Here is a 15,446-nt window from a genome sequence, read left to right on the forward strand (position 1 = left end):
CAAAGTGCTGATCCGAGGTGAGCCATGTCCAACGAAGCAACAATGCGGAAGATGCCGGGTTCAAGCTCGGTTTCACTAGCCCAGCGGATCGAAGACCTGCGTAACCGGGAACCATCATACGTGACGCACGGAGATACGCTGATGTTGCAGGGAATGGCTGCCACGTCCTTGCGTGAACAGCGTCTGAGCGGAAATCTTATCCGGCTAGATGATTAAGAGCCGCCTCGAAACCCGGTTGCCACAACGAATTTTTCCGAACTGTCCGAGCGAGACGCCGGCGGTTTGACATTGGCGACTTTCTGGAATTTCTGCTTGAGCAACTTTTGCAGATCGCCCTCAGCCCCCCCAGCCAGAACCTTGGCAACAAAAGTGCCGCCTTCTTCCAGAACGTCAAAGGCGAAATAGGCGGCAGTTTCGCACAGCGCCATGATGCGCAGGTGATCGGTCTGCTTGTGCCCCGAAGATGCCGCCGCCATATCCGACATCACGACGTCTGCCTTGCCGCCCAGCCAGTCTTTGACCTTCTGGTCGGCGTCATCTTCCATGAAATCCAGAACGTGGATTTCGGCCCCGGCGATTGGTTCGACCTCTTGCAGGTCGATGCCCAGCACGGTTCCGATCCGTTTGCCTGACTTTTCGCCCAGCGCGTTCACGCGTTTGACGGCCACCTGACACCAACCGCCGGGCGCACAGCCCAGATCCACAACCCGCGCCCCGGGCACGAGAAAGCGGAATTTGTCGTCCAGTTCCAAAATCTTGTAAGCTGCGCGCCCCCGGTAGCCTTCGGATTGCGCACGCTTGACATACGGATCGTTCAGTTGCCGCTCGAGCCAGCGGGTCGAGCTGAGCTTGCGCCCGCGTGCTGTCTTGACCTTGACCTTCAGGTCGCGTTGCCCGCGGCCCGAATTGTTTTTTCCACTTGGTGTCTTCGCCATCAGAACGGTCCGTCTTCCAATACACCGTCCGCGCTCATCTGCGCATAAAGCAGACCTTCGCGCAGCCCCCGGTCCGCCACCGAAAGGCGGTCGGTGGGCCAGCAACGGAGCAATGCCTGCAATATAGCCGAGCCGGACATGATCAGGGCTTGCCGGTCTTCACCAATGCGAGGGTCCCGGCGCCGCCCATGAGGGCCGAGTTCTAAATACCCGCGTATGACTTTGTCAATCTGATCGCTGGTCATGCGCAGCCCGTCCACTTTGGTCCGGTCATAGCGCTTGAGGCCCAGGTGCGATGCCGCCACAGTAGTGACCGTGCCGCTGGTGCCGACGATCTGAAATCCTTCGCGCGCCTGTTCGTCCTTGTAGGGGGCAAAGTCGGCAAGGTTTTCTTCGAAAAACCAACTCATCAACGCGAAACGGGCCGCGTCATCTTCGACATCATTGAACTGGTCCCGCAGCGTTGCGACGCCCAGCGGTACGCTGATCCAGTCAACGACCTTGGCCGCGGGAAAAGGGCTGTCGACAGTGTGAAACCCGTGATGCAGCCGCATGATGGCCGCAGGTCGGTCGCGCCGTGGAACGGACGAGATGTCAATCCAGACCAATTCGGTCGAGCCGCCTCCGATATCGACGACCAGCAACTGCTCGGTCTTGGTCGAAACCAGTGGGGCACAGGAAATCACCGCCAGACGGGCTTCTTCCTCGGGCTGAATGATCTCGAGCGTCAGGCCGGTTTCGCGCTTCACCTGCCGGATGAACTCGCGCGAGTTCTTGGCGCGGCGGCACGCCTCGGTCGCGATCAGACGCATCCGTTTGACCTTGTTGCGTTTCAGCTTTTGCTGACAGATTCGCAATGCCTGAACGGTACGCGACATCGACGCCCGCGACAGTCGTCCGGTGCGTTCCAGACCCGCGCCCAACTGCACGGATTTGGAGAAACTGTCGACCACATGGAACCCACTTCCCTTGGGCTGGGCTATCAACATGCGGCAACTATTTGTCCCCAGATCCAGTGCCGCATAAAGAGCATCCGGATCGGGTCTTGCCGGCGCGGGGCTTTCGACCGCTTTCGGGAACGCGCCCGCACCTTTGGGACGCTTGGGCGCCATCTTTACGCCCTCCGATTTTCGAGTTACCCCGACCCTAGGCGGGGGATTGCTGACGTGCAAGTGATTTCAATTTTGAAATTAACGCGCGTGTCACATGCCGTTCACAAAATGATGCGATCTCCATGGGCGAACCCACGTTCGGGTTTATCTATTAGCTCTCAGCCAGATACGGAGACCGCAATGAAAGATGAGCGCATCCTTTCCTTCGACGAATTCGATGAAGTCGTAAATCCGCGCCCAGAAGAATGTGAATTTGATCGCGTTGTCGAACGCGCATTGTCCCGTCGCGGTTTTTTGGGCGGCGTTTTGGCGATGGGTAGTTTCACAGCTGTTGGTGGCTCGCTGATTCCTTCAGGGGCTCACGCGGTTTCCAACCGCTTCGCGTTTGAGGCGATTCCCGTATCGACTGCGGACGAGGTCATTGTTCCGGCTGGATACAAGGCGGATGTTATGGTTCGCTGGGGCGATCCGCTTTGGTCGGACGCGCCAGAGTTCGATCACGCGACCCGTGGTACAGCTGCTAGCCAGGAACGCGCCTTTGGTGACAATACCGATGGTCAGGACATTTTCTTGCATGACGGTCACGTTCTGCTGGTTGTAAACAACGAATATACCAATCGTGACATCCTGTGGGGCAACAATCCGGACGCCAAGCCAGCATCCGATGACGACATCGCAAAGGGCATGATGGCGCATGGTGTCACGATCGTGGAAATCGCGAGCACCGATGGCAAGTGGGGCATCGTGAAGGACAGCCCCTATAACCGCCGCGTTACACCGCAGACCGAAATGTCCATTACGGGTCCGGCCGCCGGTCATGACTTGATGAAAACGGCCGCCGATCCGTCCGGAACGACGTGCAAGGGAACATGGAACAATTGCGGAAATGGCGTGACGCCGTGGGGCACTTACCTAGCTTGTGAAGAAAACTTCAATGGTTACTTCTCGGCCGAAGACGAAAATCACGAGGTCAATGCTGATCTGAAACGTTATGGCGTGTCGTCAAAAGACTGGGGTTACGGTTGGGCCAAAATTGATGACCGGTTCGACGTCTCGAAAAACCCAAACGAACCGAACCGTGCTGGTTTTGTGGTTGAGATCGATCCGACTGATCCAACCTCGACTCCGCGAAAACTGACCGCTCTGGGACGCTTCAAGCACGAAAACGCCGAAGTCATAGTAAACAATGACGGTCGCGTCGTCGTTTACATGGGCGATGATGAACGCGGCGAGTTTCTTTACCGCTTTGTCTCGGAAGGTGTTTATGCCGCTGGTGTGGACACAAACGCACTGTTGGAAAAAGGCACACTTTCGGTTGCCAAGTTCAACGACGATGGAAACGGTGAGTGGCTTGATCTGACGCCGGAAAGCACTGGCATGGCCTCGCAGGCCGAGATCAGCATCCACACCCGTCAGGCTGCTTCGGCGGTTGGAGCAACCACCATGGATCGTCCCGAGTGGGTTGCGGCTAATCCAAACGCGCCCGAGGTTTACTGTTGCTTGACCAACAACAAGAATCGTGGCGTGAAGCCGAATGCAGGGGGCGACGATACCTCGGCCAACGGCCCGAACCCGCGGGACAAGAACAACTACGGTCAGATCGTTCGCTGGCGCCCGGTTGGCGGCGATCATGCTGCCGCTGGCTTTGGCTGGGATCTGTACGTTCTGGCAGGCAATCCCACCGTCCACCAAGACGCCTATGCCGGATCCGAGAACGTGAACGTCGACAATATGTTCAACTCACCCGACGGTTTGAAATTCGACAGCAACGGCTTGCTGTGGATCCAGACCGATGGCAATTATGGCAACGAAGGAGACTTCGCCGGGCAGGGCAACAACCAGATGCTGGCAGGCGACCCTGTCACCGGCGAAATCCGCCGTTTTCTGGTTGGCCCCAACGAATGCGAGGTCACCGGTCTCAGCTGGTCGCCGGACCGTCGTACGATGTTTGTCGGCATTCAGCACCCGGGCGAAGATGGCAACAGCCATTGGCCTGAAGGCGGGGACTCGGTGCCACGCTCGGCCATTATCGCCATTACGCGCGAAGATGGCGGTTTGGTCGGCTAAGGCCATTTGCCGCATCAATTCTTGCCCCGGGCGGTTTTTCCCGTCCGGGGTTTTTCTTTTTCATGCAGCGCTTTCATAGAGACGATGAGAATTTTGATATGCGCGTTTTCCCGGAAACTGGGTAAAAGCCACTTACACAGCAGTGGGCGCAAAACGTCGTTTGGAAAGCGTCGTGTGTCGAAAATCGACCGACCCAGGCCTACATTGAAGTTTAGAACCGGCCCATCGGGTTAGGAGGAATCACAGCAATGCCTGACGTCACCATCGTGTATTGGCGCGACATTCCCGCTCAGGTCATCGTCGGCAAAGGCCGTCGTGGCGCAAAGCGGCAGTTGGAAGAACGGTTTGAACAAGCAATCGACCGTGCCGCAATGAAGGTGAACGCCAAGGACAGTGATGCCTATCTGGCCGAATGGCGCAAAGCCGAACCTTTCGCGGTCGAAGGCGATCCTGCCGAGATTGCCGAAGCCGAGGCTGTGCGTCTGGAAACGGAATACGATCAGGACCGCGTCAAAGCGCTGATCGCAAATGACGGTTGGGCATGAGCCCCAGACTTTATGGGAGGCCGAAATGGCTTTGCTGAACTTCAAGAAACGTGATGCGGTCGAAAGTGGCCCAGTAAATCCGACCGTCGAAGCCTTTTTGCAAGGCTATTCGATCGAGGTCATGCCGCGTACCGCCGAAAAGGTCGACGATTTCCGCGCGCTGCTGCCCGAGGGGACACGCGTTTACATCGCCCATATCGAGGGCACGCCCATCGAAGACATGGTCAAGACGGCCAAGCGAATTGCGGCGGAAGGTTACCCTGTCATGCCGCATTTTCCGGCACGCATCATCAAGGATGCGGCGACGTTGGAAAACTGGATTTCCATGTATCAGGGCGAAGCAGGCGTTGAACAGGCGTTGTTGCTGGCGGGCGGTGTCGCCAACCCGCACGGCGAATTCGACAGCTCGATGCAGTTGTTGGAAACCGGTCTGTTTGACAAGGCGGGCTTCAAGCGCCTGCACGTGGCGGGCCACCCCGAAGGCAACAAGGACATCGACCCCGACGGTTCGACCAAGAACGTCGATGACGCGTTGCGCTGGAAGCAGAAGTTCAACGAGACCACGGATGCCGAAATGGCGCTGGCAACACAGTTCGCCTTTGACGCCAAGCCGATCATCGCCTGGGCCGACAGCCTGAAAGAAGCAGGCATCGATCTGCCGATACATATCGGAATCGCGGGCCCGGCCAAGCTGCAAACCCTGATCAAATTCGCCATCGCGTGTGGCGTTGGGCCGTCTCTGAAGGTTCTGCAAAAGCGCGCCATGGATGTCTCCAAGCTGTTGCTGCCCTACGAGCCGACCGATGTCGTGACCGAACTGGCCAACCACAAGGCGGCCAACCCGGATTTCAACATCACCAACGTGCACTTCTTCCCGCTGGGCGGGATCAAGACCAACGCCAACTGGGCGATCAATAACGGCGGCGCTTCGGCAAAGCCTGTAAACTCCTAAGGAACGGACATGACCCGAACAGTCGTAGAATCAAAAACAAAAACAGCCGTCCTGGGCTTTGATGAACCGTTCTGCGTGATCGGTGAACGGATCAACCCGACCGGCCGTAAGAAACTGGCCGCCGAGCTGGAAGCGGGCGACTTTTCGACCGTTGAAAAGGACGCCTTGGCTCAGGTGGCGGCTGGCGCGACCGTTCTGGATATCAATGCGGGCGTTGTCTACAACTCGAACCCCAACCCGAACGAGACCGAACCACCGCTGATGCGAAAGATCGTCGAGCTGGTGCAGGGTCTGGTAGACGTGCCGCTGTGTATCGACTCGTCGGTTCCGGGCGCGCTGGAAGCCGGTCTTGAGGCGGCTGAAGGTCGTCCGCTGCTGAATTCGGTCACCGGCGAAGAAGAGCGTCTGGAACTGGTTCTACCGCTGGTCAAAAAGTACAACGTACCGGTTGTGGCGATCTCGAACGATGACACGGGTATTTCGGAAGACCCCGATGTGCGCTTTGACGTCGCCAAGAAGATCGTCGAGCGCGCTGCCGATTTCGGCATCCCTGCTCATGACATCGTGGTTGACCCGCTGGTCATGCCCATCGGTGCGATGGCGACCGCCGGTCAGCAAGTGTTCGCGCTGGTCCGTCGTCTGCGCGAAGAACTGGGCGTGAACACCACCTGCGGTGCGTCCAACATCTCGTTCGGTTTGCCGAACCGTCACGGCATCAACAACGCGTTCCTGCCGATGGCGATGGGCGCGGGCATGACCTCGGCCATCATGAACCCGGTGGCGTTGCCCGTGACGCAGAAGAAGATCGCCGAGAAAAAAGAGGCCGTGGCTGCGGCCGGTATCATCCTGCCTGAAGGCATGGACGATGAAACCTTCGCGCAGATGTTCGGTCTGGGATCGACCAAGCCGCGCGCCGGCAAGGAAATGGAAGCCATCCGCGCGGCAAACCTGCTGACCAACAACGACCCACATGGCGGTGAGTGGATCCGGTTCAACAAAGCACCGGACGAAGCGGGTGCCGCAGGACCCGTAGGTGGACGTCGCGGTGGTGGCCGTCGTCGCCGCGCCTGATCTGAACGACACAGACTGCAAAGGCCGGGCTCAGCGCCCGGCCTTTTGCATTTGACCCTGATCAATGTCGAATTTGCAGAAGGTTTCAGAATACCCTGATCCAGTATGCATTGATCAGGTGGCAGCATGAGTAAACATCACCCCCCAAAACTCTCGGATGCGGATCTGACCAGGAAACTGAACAAAAAGGTCTACTTCGATCAGTTGATCGAATTGCAGACACGATTGGCCAGAATTCAGCAAGCCTATCTGTTTCATGGGCTCAAGGGCGTGTTGGTGTTCGAAGGGTGGGACGCTGCCGGAAAAGGGGGGACCATTCGCAGGATCAGCCAGGCCCTGGACCCGCGCAGCTTCAAGGTCTGGCCGATCGGCGCGCCCCGGAACTACTATCTCAACCGGCATTATCTGTTGCGTTTCTGGGAACGCCTGCCGCCTTCGGGTGCGATCTCCGCCTTCGACCGCAGCTGGTATGGCCGGGTTTTGGTTGAGCGGATCGAAAAGCTGACCCCGGAAACACGCTGGCGGGCCGCCTATCAGGAAATCAATGATTTCGAACGAATGCTGGTCGATGACGGGACTCGAATCGTGAAACTGTTCTTCCACATTTCGCAGGAAGAGCAGATGCGCCGATTTACCGAGCGGCTGACCAACCCGATGAAACGCTGGAAGCTGACTTATGAAGATTTCAGAAACCGCGAAAAATGGGATGTCGCAGAGGTGGCCGTGGATGAAATGCTGGCACGCACGTCGACGGAAGTTGCCCCTTGGCACGTGATCCCGTCCAACAACAAGAAATATGCCAGGATCACGGCAATGAAGGCCATTGTCGAGGCGTTTTCGGAAGGGGTTGATCTGAACCCCCAGCATCTGGATCGCCGTACCTTGGAAGCGGCAGGCAAGACCTTGGCAGTCGACCAGTCCCTGATCGACAGCCTGCGAGCCCGAACCGAGTAAGAACCCGAAAAAGGTTGGTTGCGATCCGGGTTGAACGTCTGGATGTTCTGGTGTTATTTCATCTGACAAGGCGGGTATGATGTAATGGTAGCCTGTCAGCTTCCCAAGCTGAACGCGCGGGTTCGATTCCCGCTACCCGCTCCAAAACCGGACTGTAAGGCGCTGTTATTTCATCAAAAAAGGTGGCGCTGCGTGGCTTTGCCACCGCCTTCACGGATCTAGCCGGCACGTGTTTCCACGGATCTGCTAAACGGGCTAGGAAAGGGAAAGCCGGTTCTAGCTGTTGAGGCCAAGCAAGGACTCTCTGCCAACGATGTGCGTCGGCAGTTCAACAGATTTGCCCGGTGCGTTGGATTCGATCATCTGAATCAACGCCTGAGCAGCCTTGCGTCCCATGTCACGATGAGGAACATGGACAGTTGTCAGGGCAGGGGCGACAATGCGCGCAAGCTCGATATCATCAAATCCGGTGATCGATACATCTTCGGGCACCCGCAGTCCCATCTGCTGAGCTTGCCGTACCGCACCGACGGCCAGAACGTCGTTGCCGCACAACACCGCGGTCGGCGGATTGTCATTCGACATGAGATGCTTGAACGCATCGGCGCCGTTTTCAATCTCATACGAGGTTTCGATCACCGAAAGGTCGTCTTGCGACAGTCCATGTCGGGACATCGCGTCTTTTATCCCCTGGATCCTCAGACGCGCACGGTCGTTGCCCTTGCTGATGCCTGAAATCGTTGCCAAACGCGTATGGCCTAATTCGATGATCTTGCTTGTCAAAGCCTCCATCGCCCGCCTGTTGTCAAACCCGACGGACGGTATTGGTTCGTCTGGCAGGAAGGACCACGCGACAAGGGCCGGCACTTTTCGCTTTTCGAGATAGTCGTAGATTTGCGCGTCCCGGTCATGCCCGATCAGCAACAGCCCGTCCACGCCCCGCGCAACCAGTGTTCGGATCTGTTCTTCTTCTGCGGCCGGCTGGTAGGCCGAGCTGGAGACCAGCAAGGTGTAGCCCTGTTTGTGAATCTCCTCTTGGAACGCCTGCAACCCCCTTGCGAAGATTGCATTTTCCATCGTCGGAATTATTGCACCGATCGTGAAAGAACGCCGTGCAGCCATCACTCGGGCTGCAAAATTCGGCGTGTAGCCAAGGGTCTCTACGGCAGAAAGAACACGTTTCCGCGTTGCCTCGACCACCTGTTGCGGGGTGTTCAGGCACCGTGACACGGTGGCAGTTGAAACGCCTGCTGCCTTGGCAACGTCATCCAGCGTCGGTGCGGACCGATGTTTTGACATTCTCGAACTCTCAATTCCGGTTCGCCTAAGTTAGTCGCATTTTTCCAGGGATAAAAGCGTTTATGTAAGCGCTTGCATTTATGATGTAAGCGCTTACAAATGTATTTGAGCCGATTCTGAAGGGAGTCCCGGAAATGTACCTCGCTGCATCAGTCATCGTTTTTGCGATCTATTTCGCAAATGTCGCTTTGGGTGCTTTTGCGAGCAGCGCGTTTCTTGGCGACGTTGGAGAGATGTTGGTTCTGTTCGCGGCTTCGATCCTGTTCGTTGTCGCAATTCTGAAAAAGGAAGCTGACCGGGACGCACAAAACGGCAGCTGAACTTTTGCTTGGGAGGGCAATTGATGAAAACCGACAAGACCGAACTGGCATCGGCCGAGCGCCGCAATTTTCTGAAACTGAGCGCCAGTGGCTCATTTACGGCCGCATTGGTCGCTGGGGCAGGGGGCGTTTTGTGGTCTTCCGAGGCCGCCGCGCAGACCGCGAAGGAAGAAAGCGAGCGTGAAAAGGCCGCGGATCACGTAATGACCGTGGCCACGGCCTATGTGCTTGGCGCGTCGCGCAGCTATCCGATCATGCAGCTGGACCTGAAAGAAAACATTCAGAACGCCACCAACGGCAAGGTCTATGTCAAACTGGCCCCCGGCGGTCAGCTTGGTGCAGGCGGCGCGCTGGTGCAGAAAGTGCAGGGCGGTACCATTCAGGCCGCGCAGCATTCGCTGTCGAATTTCGCGCCGTTCGCGTCGACAGTCGACCTGATCAACATGCCGTACCTGTGCGGCTCGAACCAGCGTTTCACCAACCTCGTCAATTCGGACACATGGAAAAGTGAGGTTCACCCCAAGGTCGAAGCGGCAGGTTTCAAGGCTTTGTTCTATGTGAACATCGACCCGCGCGTCGTTGCGGTTCGTCAGGGCGGCAATGCCGTGCTCACACCCGGTGATATGAGCGGGATCAAGTTCCGCGTGCCGGGATCCAAGATGCTGCAACAATACTACCGGATGGTCGGCGCCAACCCGACGCCCGTTGCCTGGGGCGAGACCCCCTCGGCCATCAAGCAGGGCGTTGCGGATGCGCTCGATCCTTCGGTTGGTGCGCTCTATGTCTTCGGTTTCAAGGACATCCTAAGCCATGTGACCTTCACGCAGGCGGTGCCGGACAGCCAAGTTTATTCCTGTAATCTGGAATGGTTCAACTCGATGCCGGCTGATGTGCAGGAAGGCATCATGTGGGGGTCGGAAATGACCAGCCATCAGAACCTGTCCAAGGTTCCGTCGGCCCGCGCCTATGCCATGGCCGAGCTGAACAAGGCCGGGGTGCAGTTCCACTCGCTCAGTGACGACCAACTGGCGGAGTGGCAGGATGCCGGCGGGTATCAGAACGCCGATTGGGATCCGTTCAAGACGGAACTGGCTGGATCGATGGAAAACTTCGAAAAGCTGGTCGAAGCCGCCGGTACTCAGGGCAAATATTACGTCCACGACGCCTAAGGCCCAAGCCGTGGACGCCTGACGGGCGTCCACGAACCTTACTTTCAGTCAGCCCGACAACAACCCGCCACATCAGGCGCGGGTCAGGCTGTCCCTGCGCCGGAGGATCAGATGACCATTCTTCAAAACATAAACCGAAACGCAGAGCGCTGGTTGCTGCTGGTGTTCTACGTGATGCTGGTTATCACTATGGCCATCGAGGTGCTGCGGCGCGAGATTTTTGCCTATTCGTCGATCTGGGGCGAGGAAATCGTTCGGTATTCCTTCATCTACCTCGCGTGGATTGGTGCCGCGGCTGCGGTGAAAGAACGGGCCCATATCCGGATCGATGTGATCATGCATTACATCGGACCACGCCCCAAGGCGGTGCTTTATATTTTCGGCGATCTCGTGATGTTCGGCGTGGCGATCATCGCGCTCTACTGGTCGTATGAGGCGGTTCATGTCTCGGCCAAGTTCGGCTCGGTCACGGATGGGCTTCGGGTCTCGAAAGTCTGGTTTCTTATGGCGGTGCCCGCAGGATTCGCCCTGATGATATGGCGGCTGATCCAATCCTTCCTGCGTGACGTGAAATCACTTCGTGACGGCACCCCCGTCTTCGAAGGCGACAAGCTGTTTGACTGAGGAGAACACGAATGCTTTGGAATTCCCTCAATCAAACCGTTGAGCTGGGCTGGGATTTTTACCTGCCGGTGATCCTGTTCGTGGGCCTGATCGCCTTGGCCGTGCCCGTTTGGGCCGCCATTGGCACAGCAGCGATCGTGATGCTGATCATGTCCGGTGATCTGCCACTCAGCCTGGTCGGAGAAAGCCTGTTCACAGGTATCGACGCATTCGCCCTGACCGCTGTTCCGTTGTTCATCCTGACCGGAGACGTTCTGGTACGGACCGGTCTGTCGCGCAAATTCCTGGACGTAGCCGAGGCGCTGACATGCTTTGCCAAGGGCGGGTTCGGGTCGGCCACGGTTCTGGTCTGCGGCATGTTTGCCGCGATTTCGGGGTCGGATGCCGCCGGGGCGGCTGCGGTGGGTCGCATGACCATCAACCGGCTGGTGGAGAGCGGATATCCGCGCCCCTATGCCTGTGCTCTGGTTGCGGCTGGTGCCTGTACCGGTATCCTGATCCCGCCCTCGATCGCCTATATCATCATCGGCCTCGTGCTGGGTATTTCCGCCTCGACCCTGTTTCTTGCAGCCTTGATCCCGGGTCTGGCCATCCTGGTGTCGATCCTGATCACAAACATCATCGTGAACCGCCTTTATGCCTATGAGGGTGGCGGCATGATGACCATGGGGGAATGGCTGGCCAATCTGGGCAAGGCGCTGAAATCGGGCTGGTACGCGTTTATCGTGCCGGGGATCATCTTCTACGGCATCTTCTCAGGTCGCCTGACCCCGACCGAAGCCGGCGCAACGGCCGTTGTCGTCACCATAATCATGGGTTTCATCCTGCGCACACTGACGCTGGCAGACTTTCCATCGATGTTGGTCAGTTCGGCCAAGGTGAACGGAGTCATCCTGCCGATCATCGCATTCTCGGCACCCTTGGCCGAAGCACTGGCGATCATGGGGGTCCCGCAGGGTTTCGTGGCCTCGGTCACGTCGATGACCGATGATCCCTATCTGTTGATCTTGCTGATGATCGGCATCCTGATCGCGGCAGGCTGCGTGATGGAGACAACGCCGAACATCGTGATCCTGGCACCAATCCTGAAACCGCTGGCCGACAATATCGGCATGAACGAGATTCAGTTCTGCATCATGATGATCACCGCGTTGGGTGTGGGCTTTATCACGCCGCCGCTGGGACTGAACCTGTTCGTCGTATCTGGCATTACCGGTGAGTCCATTCTGAAGATTGCCGCCCGGGCCGTTCCTTTCGTACTGACCATGCTCATCGTGGTGATCCTGATCGCCTACGTGCCTGCTGTGTCGACCACCCTGCTTCCTGAAATCTACCAATAGGACCTGCTGAACATGCCTCGTGAATACTTGAAAAAGGCAACTCTCACCGCTCAATCGCATGCCTCTGAGGTGCATGATACGGTCAAGACCATCCTTGCCGACATCGAGGCAGGTGGCGACGACAAGGCACTGGAATATGCCCTCAAGTTCGACAAGTTCGAAGGAAATGTCCTGATGACGCAGGACGAGATTGATGCGGCCATCGCACGGGTGCCGGAAAAACTGAAGGCCGATATACGCTTTGCCCACGACAACGTCCGTCGCTTTGCCGAGACGCAGAAGGCCACTGTGTCGGACGTAAAGATGGAGATCGTTCCCGGTTTTGTTGCGGGGCAAAAGGCGATCCCGGTGGATGCGGCAGGATGCTATGTTCCCGGTGGGCGCTACAGCCATATCGCCAGCGCGATCATGACGGTGACAACGGCCAAGGTTGCCGGGTGCCGTCATATCACGGCCTGTTCTCCGCCCCGTCCGGGTGAGGGCGTGGCGCCAGCGATTGTCTATGCCGCGCATATCTGCGGAGCCGACAGCATTCTGGCCATGGGCGGTGTACAGGGCGTGGCCGCCATGACCTATGGTTTGTTCGGTTTGCCGCGCGCCAATATCCTTGTGGGGCCGGGAAACCAGTTCGTGGCCGAGGCCAAACGCATCCTGTACGGCAAGGTTGGTATCGACATGATCGCGGGTCCGACCGACAGCCTGATCCTTGCCGACAGTTCCGCAGACGCCCATGTGGTGGCAACCGATCTGGTCAGTCAGGCCGAGCACGGGTACAATTCGCCCGTCTGGCTGGTGACGGATGATCGCGACCTTGCGCAGAAAGTCATGGAGCTGGTTCCGGTTTTGATCGACGATCTGCCCGAGCTGAACCGGGAAAACGCCTCGGCCGCGTGGCGCGACTATGCCGAAGTCATTGTCTGTTCCGACCGCGAAGAGATGGCCGCCTGTTCCGATGAATATGCGCCCGAGCACCTGACGGTTCAGGCCGAGGATCTGGATTGGTGGCTGGATCGCCTGACCTGCTATGGTTCGCTGTTCTTGGGTGAGGAAACCACCGTGTCCTACGGGGACAAGGCAACCGGAACGAACCATGTTCTGCCGACTTCGGGCGCGGCCAGTTACACCGGCGGCTTGAGTGTTCACAAATACATGAAGATCGTCACCTGGCAGCGCGCGACACGTGAAGGATCGAAATCGATCGCCGAAGCCACCGCACGGATTTCCCGACTGGAAGGTATGGAAGGTCACGCCCGCGCCGCGGATGTGCGTCTGGCCAAGTATTTCCCGAATGAGCAGTTCGACTTGACCGCCGATGGATGACCCGCGCACATTGTTTGACCTGACGGGCCGGGTGGCCTGCATCACCGGCGCCAGTTCGGGGCTGGGGCGGCAGGTGGCGCGAACGCTTGCCGCAGCCGGCGCGCGCGTTGTCGGCGTGGCACGGCGCGGCGACGCGTTGGCGCAGATGCAGGCCGAAATCGGCGAACGCGCAGAAGCCGTCGTTGCTGATGTTGCGGATCGTGCCGGAATCGGCGGGCTGGTGCAGGTGATCAATTCCAAGTTTGGCGCACCGGATATTCTGGTGCACGCGGCCGGCGTCAACACGCGTGAGGCCGCCGACGAGGTGACACCTGATGGCTGGGATGCCACGCTTGCCCTGAACCTCAGCGCGCCGTTTTTCCTGAGTCAGGCGATGGTGCCCGAAATGAAAAAAAAGGGGTGGGGGCGCATCGTCAATTTCGCCTCTCTGCAAACGACGCGGGCCTTTCCGGGCGGAATTGCCTATGGGGCCACCAAGGCCGGGATCGCGCAATTGACCCGTGCCATGGCCGAAGCCTGGTCGCCCTTTGGCATTACCGCCAACGCAATCGGTCCGGGGTTCTTTCCCACCGAGCTGACTCAGGCCGTGTTTGACGACCCCCAGCGCGCGGAACGCAACGCCGCTCAAACCTGCATAGGGCGCAATGGGCGGATGCAGGATATCGACGGGCCGATCCTGTTTTTGTGCTCGAACGCGTCCGGCTATGTCACGGGGCAGGTTCTTATGGTTGATGGAGGGTTCACAGCCAAATGAAGGCACTGGTTTACCAAGGTGTGGAACAGATGGTGTTCGGTGATGTGCCGGATGCCGAGGCCGGTCCGTACGAGCATTTGATCCGGATCGAGGCGGTTGGCATCTGCGGGTCGGACATGCACGCCTATCTGGGCCATGATGCCCGCCGTCCGGCTCCGCTGATCCTGGGGCACGAAGCGGCCGGTGTGATTGTTGACGGGATACGAGCCGGTGATCGTGTCACGATCAATCCGCTGGTAAGCTGCGGTCAATGCGCGGCCTGCCTTGCCGGCCGGGAAAACCTGTGCCCGGATCGCCAGATCATCTCGATGCCTCCGCGCGAAGGGGCGTTTGCTCAATACGTCACCATGCCTGCCAGCAATCTTGTTGAAGTACCTGAGGATGTTTCGTTTGCCAAAGCCGCGCTGGCGGAACCGCTGGCCGTCAGCTGGCATACGGTCCGGTTGGGGATCGAGGCTCTGCATCCTGCGATGGACCGTCGCGCATTGGTGATCGGCGGCGGGGCCATCGGCCTTGCAGCGGCATTGGCTTTGCGGGCAATGGGCGTCGACGATGTGACCATCGCGGAACCAAATGAGCTGCGTCGGAACTACCTGGCGAAAATCGAAAGCTTTGCGCTGGTGGAGTCAGCCAAAGGGGCTTACCCGTTGGTCATAGATGCCGTGGGGTATGCCGCGACGCGGTCGGTTGCCTCGGCCATGGCCGAACCGGGCGGCGTGATCGCGCATGTGGGTTTGGGTGAGGATACCGGTGGTCTGGATGTTCGCCGGATGACCTTGCAGGAAATCACATTCATAGGAACTTACACATACACCGCCAAAGACTTTCGCCAGACGGCCCAAGCGATCTTTGACGGGCGGCTGGGGGCTCTGGACTGGATGGAAGAACGCGCCCTTGCCGACGGCGCGCAAGCGTTTTGCGATATCCGGTCTGGCGCCGTGGCCGCACCGAAGATTATCCTGAGACCCTGGGGATAGAACTGAA

At 58.3% G+C, this 15,446-nt stretch carries 16 protein-coding genes and 1 tRNA gene; 14 read left to right on the plus strand and 3 right to left on the minus strand.

What is annotated here, in order from left to right:
* The first annotated feature begins 24 nt into the window (after positions 1 to 24).
* Positions 25 to 216 (plus strand): hypothetical protein, encoded by a 192-nt coding sequence (locus GOW60_RS03920; RefSeq protein WP_152458048.1) that lies wholly within the window; start codon positions 25 to 27, stop codon positions 214 to 216.
* Here the strand turns inward: GOW60_RS03920 and GOW60_RS03925 are convergent.
* Together GOW60_RS03925 and GOW60_RS03930 are read right to left on the minus strand one after the other, a co-directional pair.
* A complete protein-coding gene (locus tag GOW60_RS03925; protein WP_171204794.1) occupies positions 213 to 935 on the minus strand; it encodes an RlmE family RNA methyltransferase in 723 nt (240 codons plus the stop codon). The two genes, GOW60_RS03920 and GOW60_RS03925, sit on opposite strands and share 4 nt — an antisense overlap.
* Entirely contained in the window at positions 935 to 2,047 is a 1,113-nt protein-coding gene (locus tag GOW60_RS03930) for a Ppx/GppA phosphatase family protein (RefSeq protein ID WP_171115826.1), read from the minus strand. Before GOW60_RS03930 ends, GOW60_RS03925 begins: the two co-directional genes overlap by 1 nt.
* A 180-nt stretch (positions 2,048 to 2,227) precedes the next feature.
* Between GOW60_RS03930 and GOW60_RS03935 the strand changes: the two genes are divergently transcribed.
* The 6 genes from GOW60_RS03935 (at position 2,228) to GOW60_RS03960 (ending at position 7,780) form a co-directional block, all read left to right on the plus strand.
* A complete protein-coding gene (locus GOW60_RS03935) occupies positions 2,228 to 4,114 on the plus strand; it encodes a PhoX family phosphatase (RefSeq protein WP_171228293.1) in 1,887 nt (628 codons plus the stop codon).
* A 248-nt stretch (positions 4,115 to 4,362) separates the two neighbouring features.
* Positions 4,363 to 4,659 carry a virulence factor gene (locus tag GOW60_RS03940; RefSeq protein WP_117868895.1) on the plus strand — a complete coding sequence of 99 codons (297 nt, stop codon included), beginning with the start codon at positions 4,363 to 4,365 and terminating at the stop codon, positions 4,657 to 4,659.
* 25 nt (positions 4,660 to 4,684) lie between these two features.
* The gene (locus GOW60_RS03945; protein ID WP_171228294.1) at positions 4,685 to 5,611 is read left to right on the plus strand and encodes a methylenetetrahydrofolate reductase; all 927 of its coding nucleotides are present in this window, start codon (positions 4,685 to 4,687) and stop codon (positions 5,609 to 5,611) included.
* A 9-nt stretch (positions 5,612 to 5,620) separates the two neighbouring features.
* Positions 5,621 to 6,682, plus strand: a complete 1,062-nt coding sequence (locus GOW60_RS03950) for a methyltetrahydrofolate cobalamin methyltransferase (protein WP_171228295.1) — start codon at positions 5,621 to 5,623, stop codon at positions 6,680 to 6,682.
* 126 nt (positions 6,683 to 6,808) lie between these two features.
* Positions 6,809 to 7,636 (plus strand): polyphosphate kinase 2 family protein, encoded by an 828-nt coding sequence (locus GOW60_RS03955; protein WP_152458042.1) that lies wholly within the window; start codon positions 6,809 to 6,811, stop codon positions 7,634 to 7,636.
* Positions 7,637 to 7,706: 70 nt separating this feature from the next.
* A tRNA-Gly gene (locus GOW60_RS03960) sits at positions 7,707 to 7,780 on the plus strand.
* A gap of 132 nt (positions 7,781 to 7,912) precedes the next feature.
* Here the strand turns inward: GOW60_RS03960 and GOW60_RS03965 are convergent.
* Entirely contained in the window at positions 7,913 to 8,935 is a 1,023-nt protein-coding gene (locus tag GOW60_RS03965) for a LacI family DNA-binding transcriptional regulator (protein WP_171228296.1), read from the minus strand.
* 134 nt (positions 8,936 to 9,069) lie between these two features.
* Here GOW60_RS03965 and GOW60_RS03970 point away from each other — a divergent pair, with 134 nt between their 5' ends.
* From GOW60_RS03970 to GOW60_RS04000, 7 genes are all read left to right on the plus strand, one after another.
* Entirely contained in the window at positions 9,070 to 9,255 is a 186-nt protein-coding gene (locus tag GOW60_RS03970) for a hypothetical protein (protein WP_171228297.1), read from the plus strand.
* Positions 9,256 to 9,278: 23 nt separating this feature from the next.
* On the plus strand, positions 9,279 to 10,424 hold the full coding sequence (locus GOW60_RS03975; protein ID WP_171228298.1) for a TRAP transporter substrate-binding protein: 1,146 nt from the start codon (positions 9,279 to 9,281) through the stop codon (positions 10,422 to 10,424).
* A 111-nt stretch (positions 10,425 to 10,535) separates the two neighbouring features.
* Positions 10,536 to 11,048, plus strand: a complete 513-nt coding sequence (locus tag GOW60_RS03980) for a TRAP transporter small permease (protein ID WP_152458038.1) — start codon at positions 10,536 to 10,538, stop codon at positions 11,046 to 11,048.
* Between the two features lie 11 nt (positions 11,049 to 11,059).
* Positions 11,060 to 12,388 carry a TRAP transporter large permease gene (locus GOW60_RS03985; RefSeq protein ID WP_171228299.1) on the plus strand — a complete coding sequence of 443 codons (1,329 nt, stop codon included), beginning with the start codon at positions 11,060 to 11,062 and terminating at the stop codon, positions 12,386 to 12,388.
* Between the two features lie 12 nt (positions 12,389 to 12,400).
* Positions 12,401 to 13,708 carry a histidinol dehydrogenase gene (gene hisD, locus GOW60_RS03990; RefSeq protein WP_171228300.1) on the plus strand — a complete coding sequence of 436 codons (1,308 nt, stop codon included), beginning with the start codon at positions 12,401 to 12,403 and terminating at the stop codon, positions 13,706 to 13,708.
* A complete protein-coding gene (locus GOW60_RS03995) occupies positions 13,701 to 14,462 on the plus strand; it encodes an SDR family NAD(P)-dependent oxidoreductase (protein WP_152458035.1) in 762 nt (253 codons plus the stop codon). The genes hisD and GOW60_RS03995 overlap by 8 nt, the downstream gene beginning before the upstream one ends.
* Positions 14,459 to 15,439 (plus strand): zinc-binding dehydrogenase, encoded by a 981-nt coding sequence (locus GOW60_RS04000; RefSeq protein WP_171228301.1) that lies wholly within the window; start codon positions 14,459 to 14,461, stop codon positions 15,437 to 15,439. The genes GOW60_RS03995 and GOW60_RS04000 overlap by 4 nt, the downstream gene beginning before the upstream one ends.
* Positions 15,440 to 15,446 lie beyond the last annotated feature (7 nt).

It is taken from the genome of Ruegeria sp. HKCCA4008 (assembly GCF_013033125.1).
Lineage (GTDB): Bacteria > Pseudomonadota > Alphaproteobacteria > Rhodobacterales > Rhodobacteraceae > Ruegeria.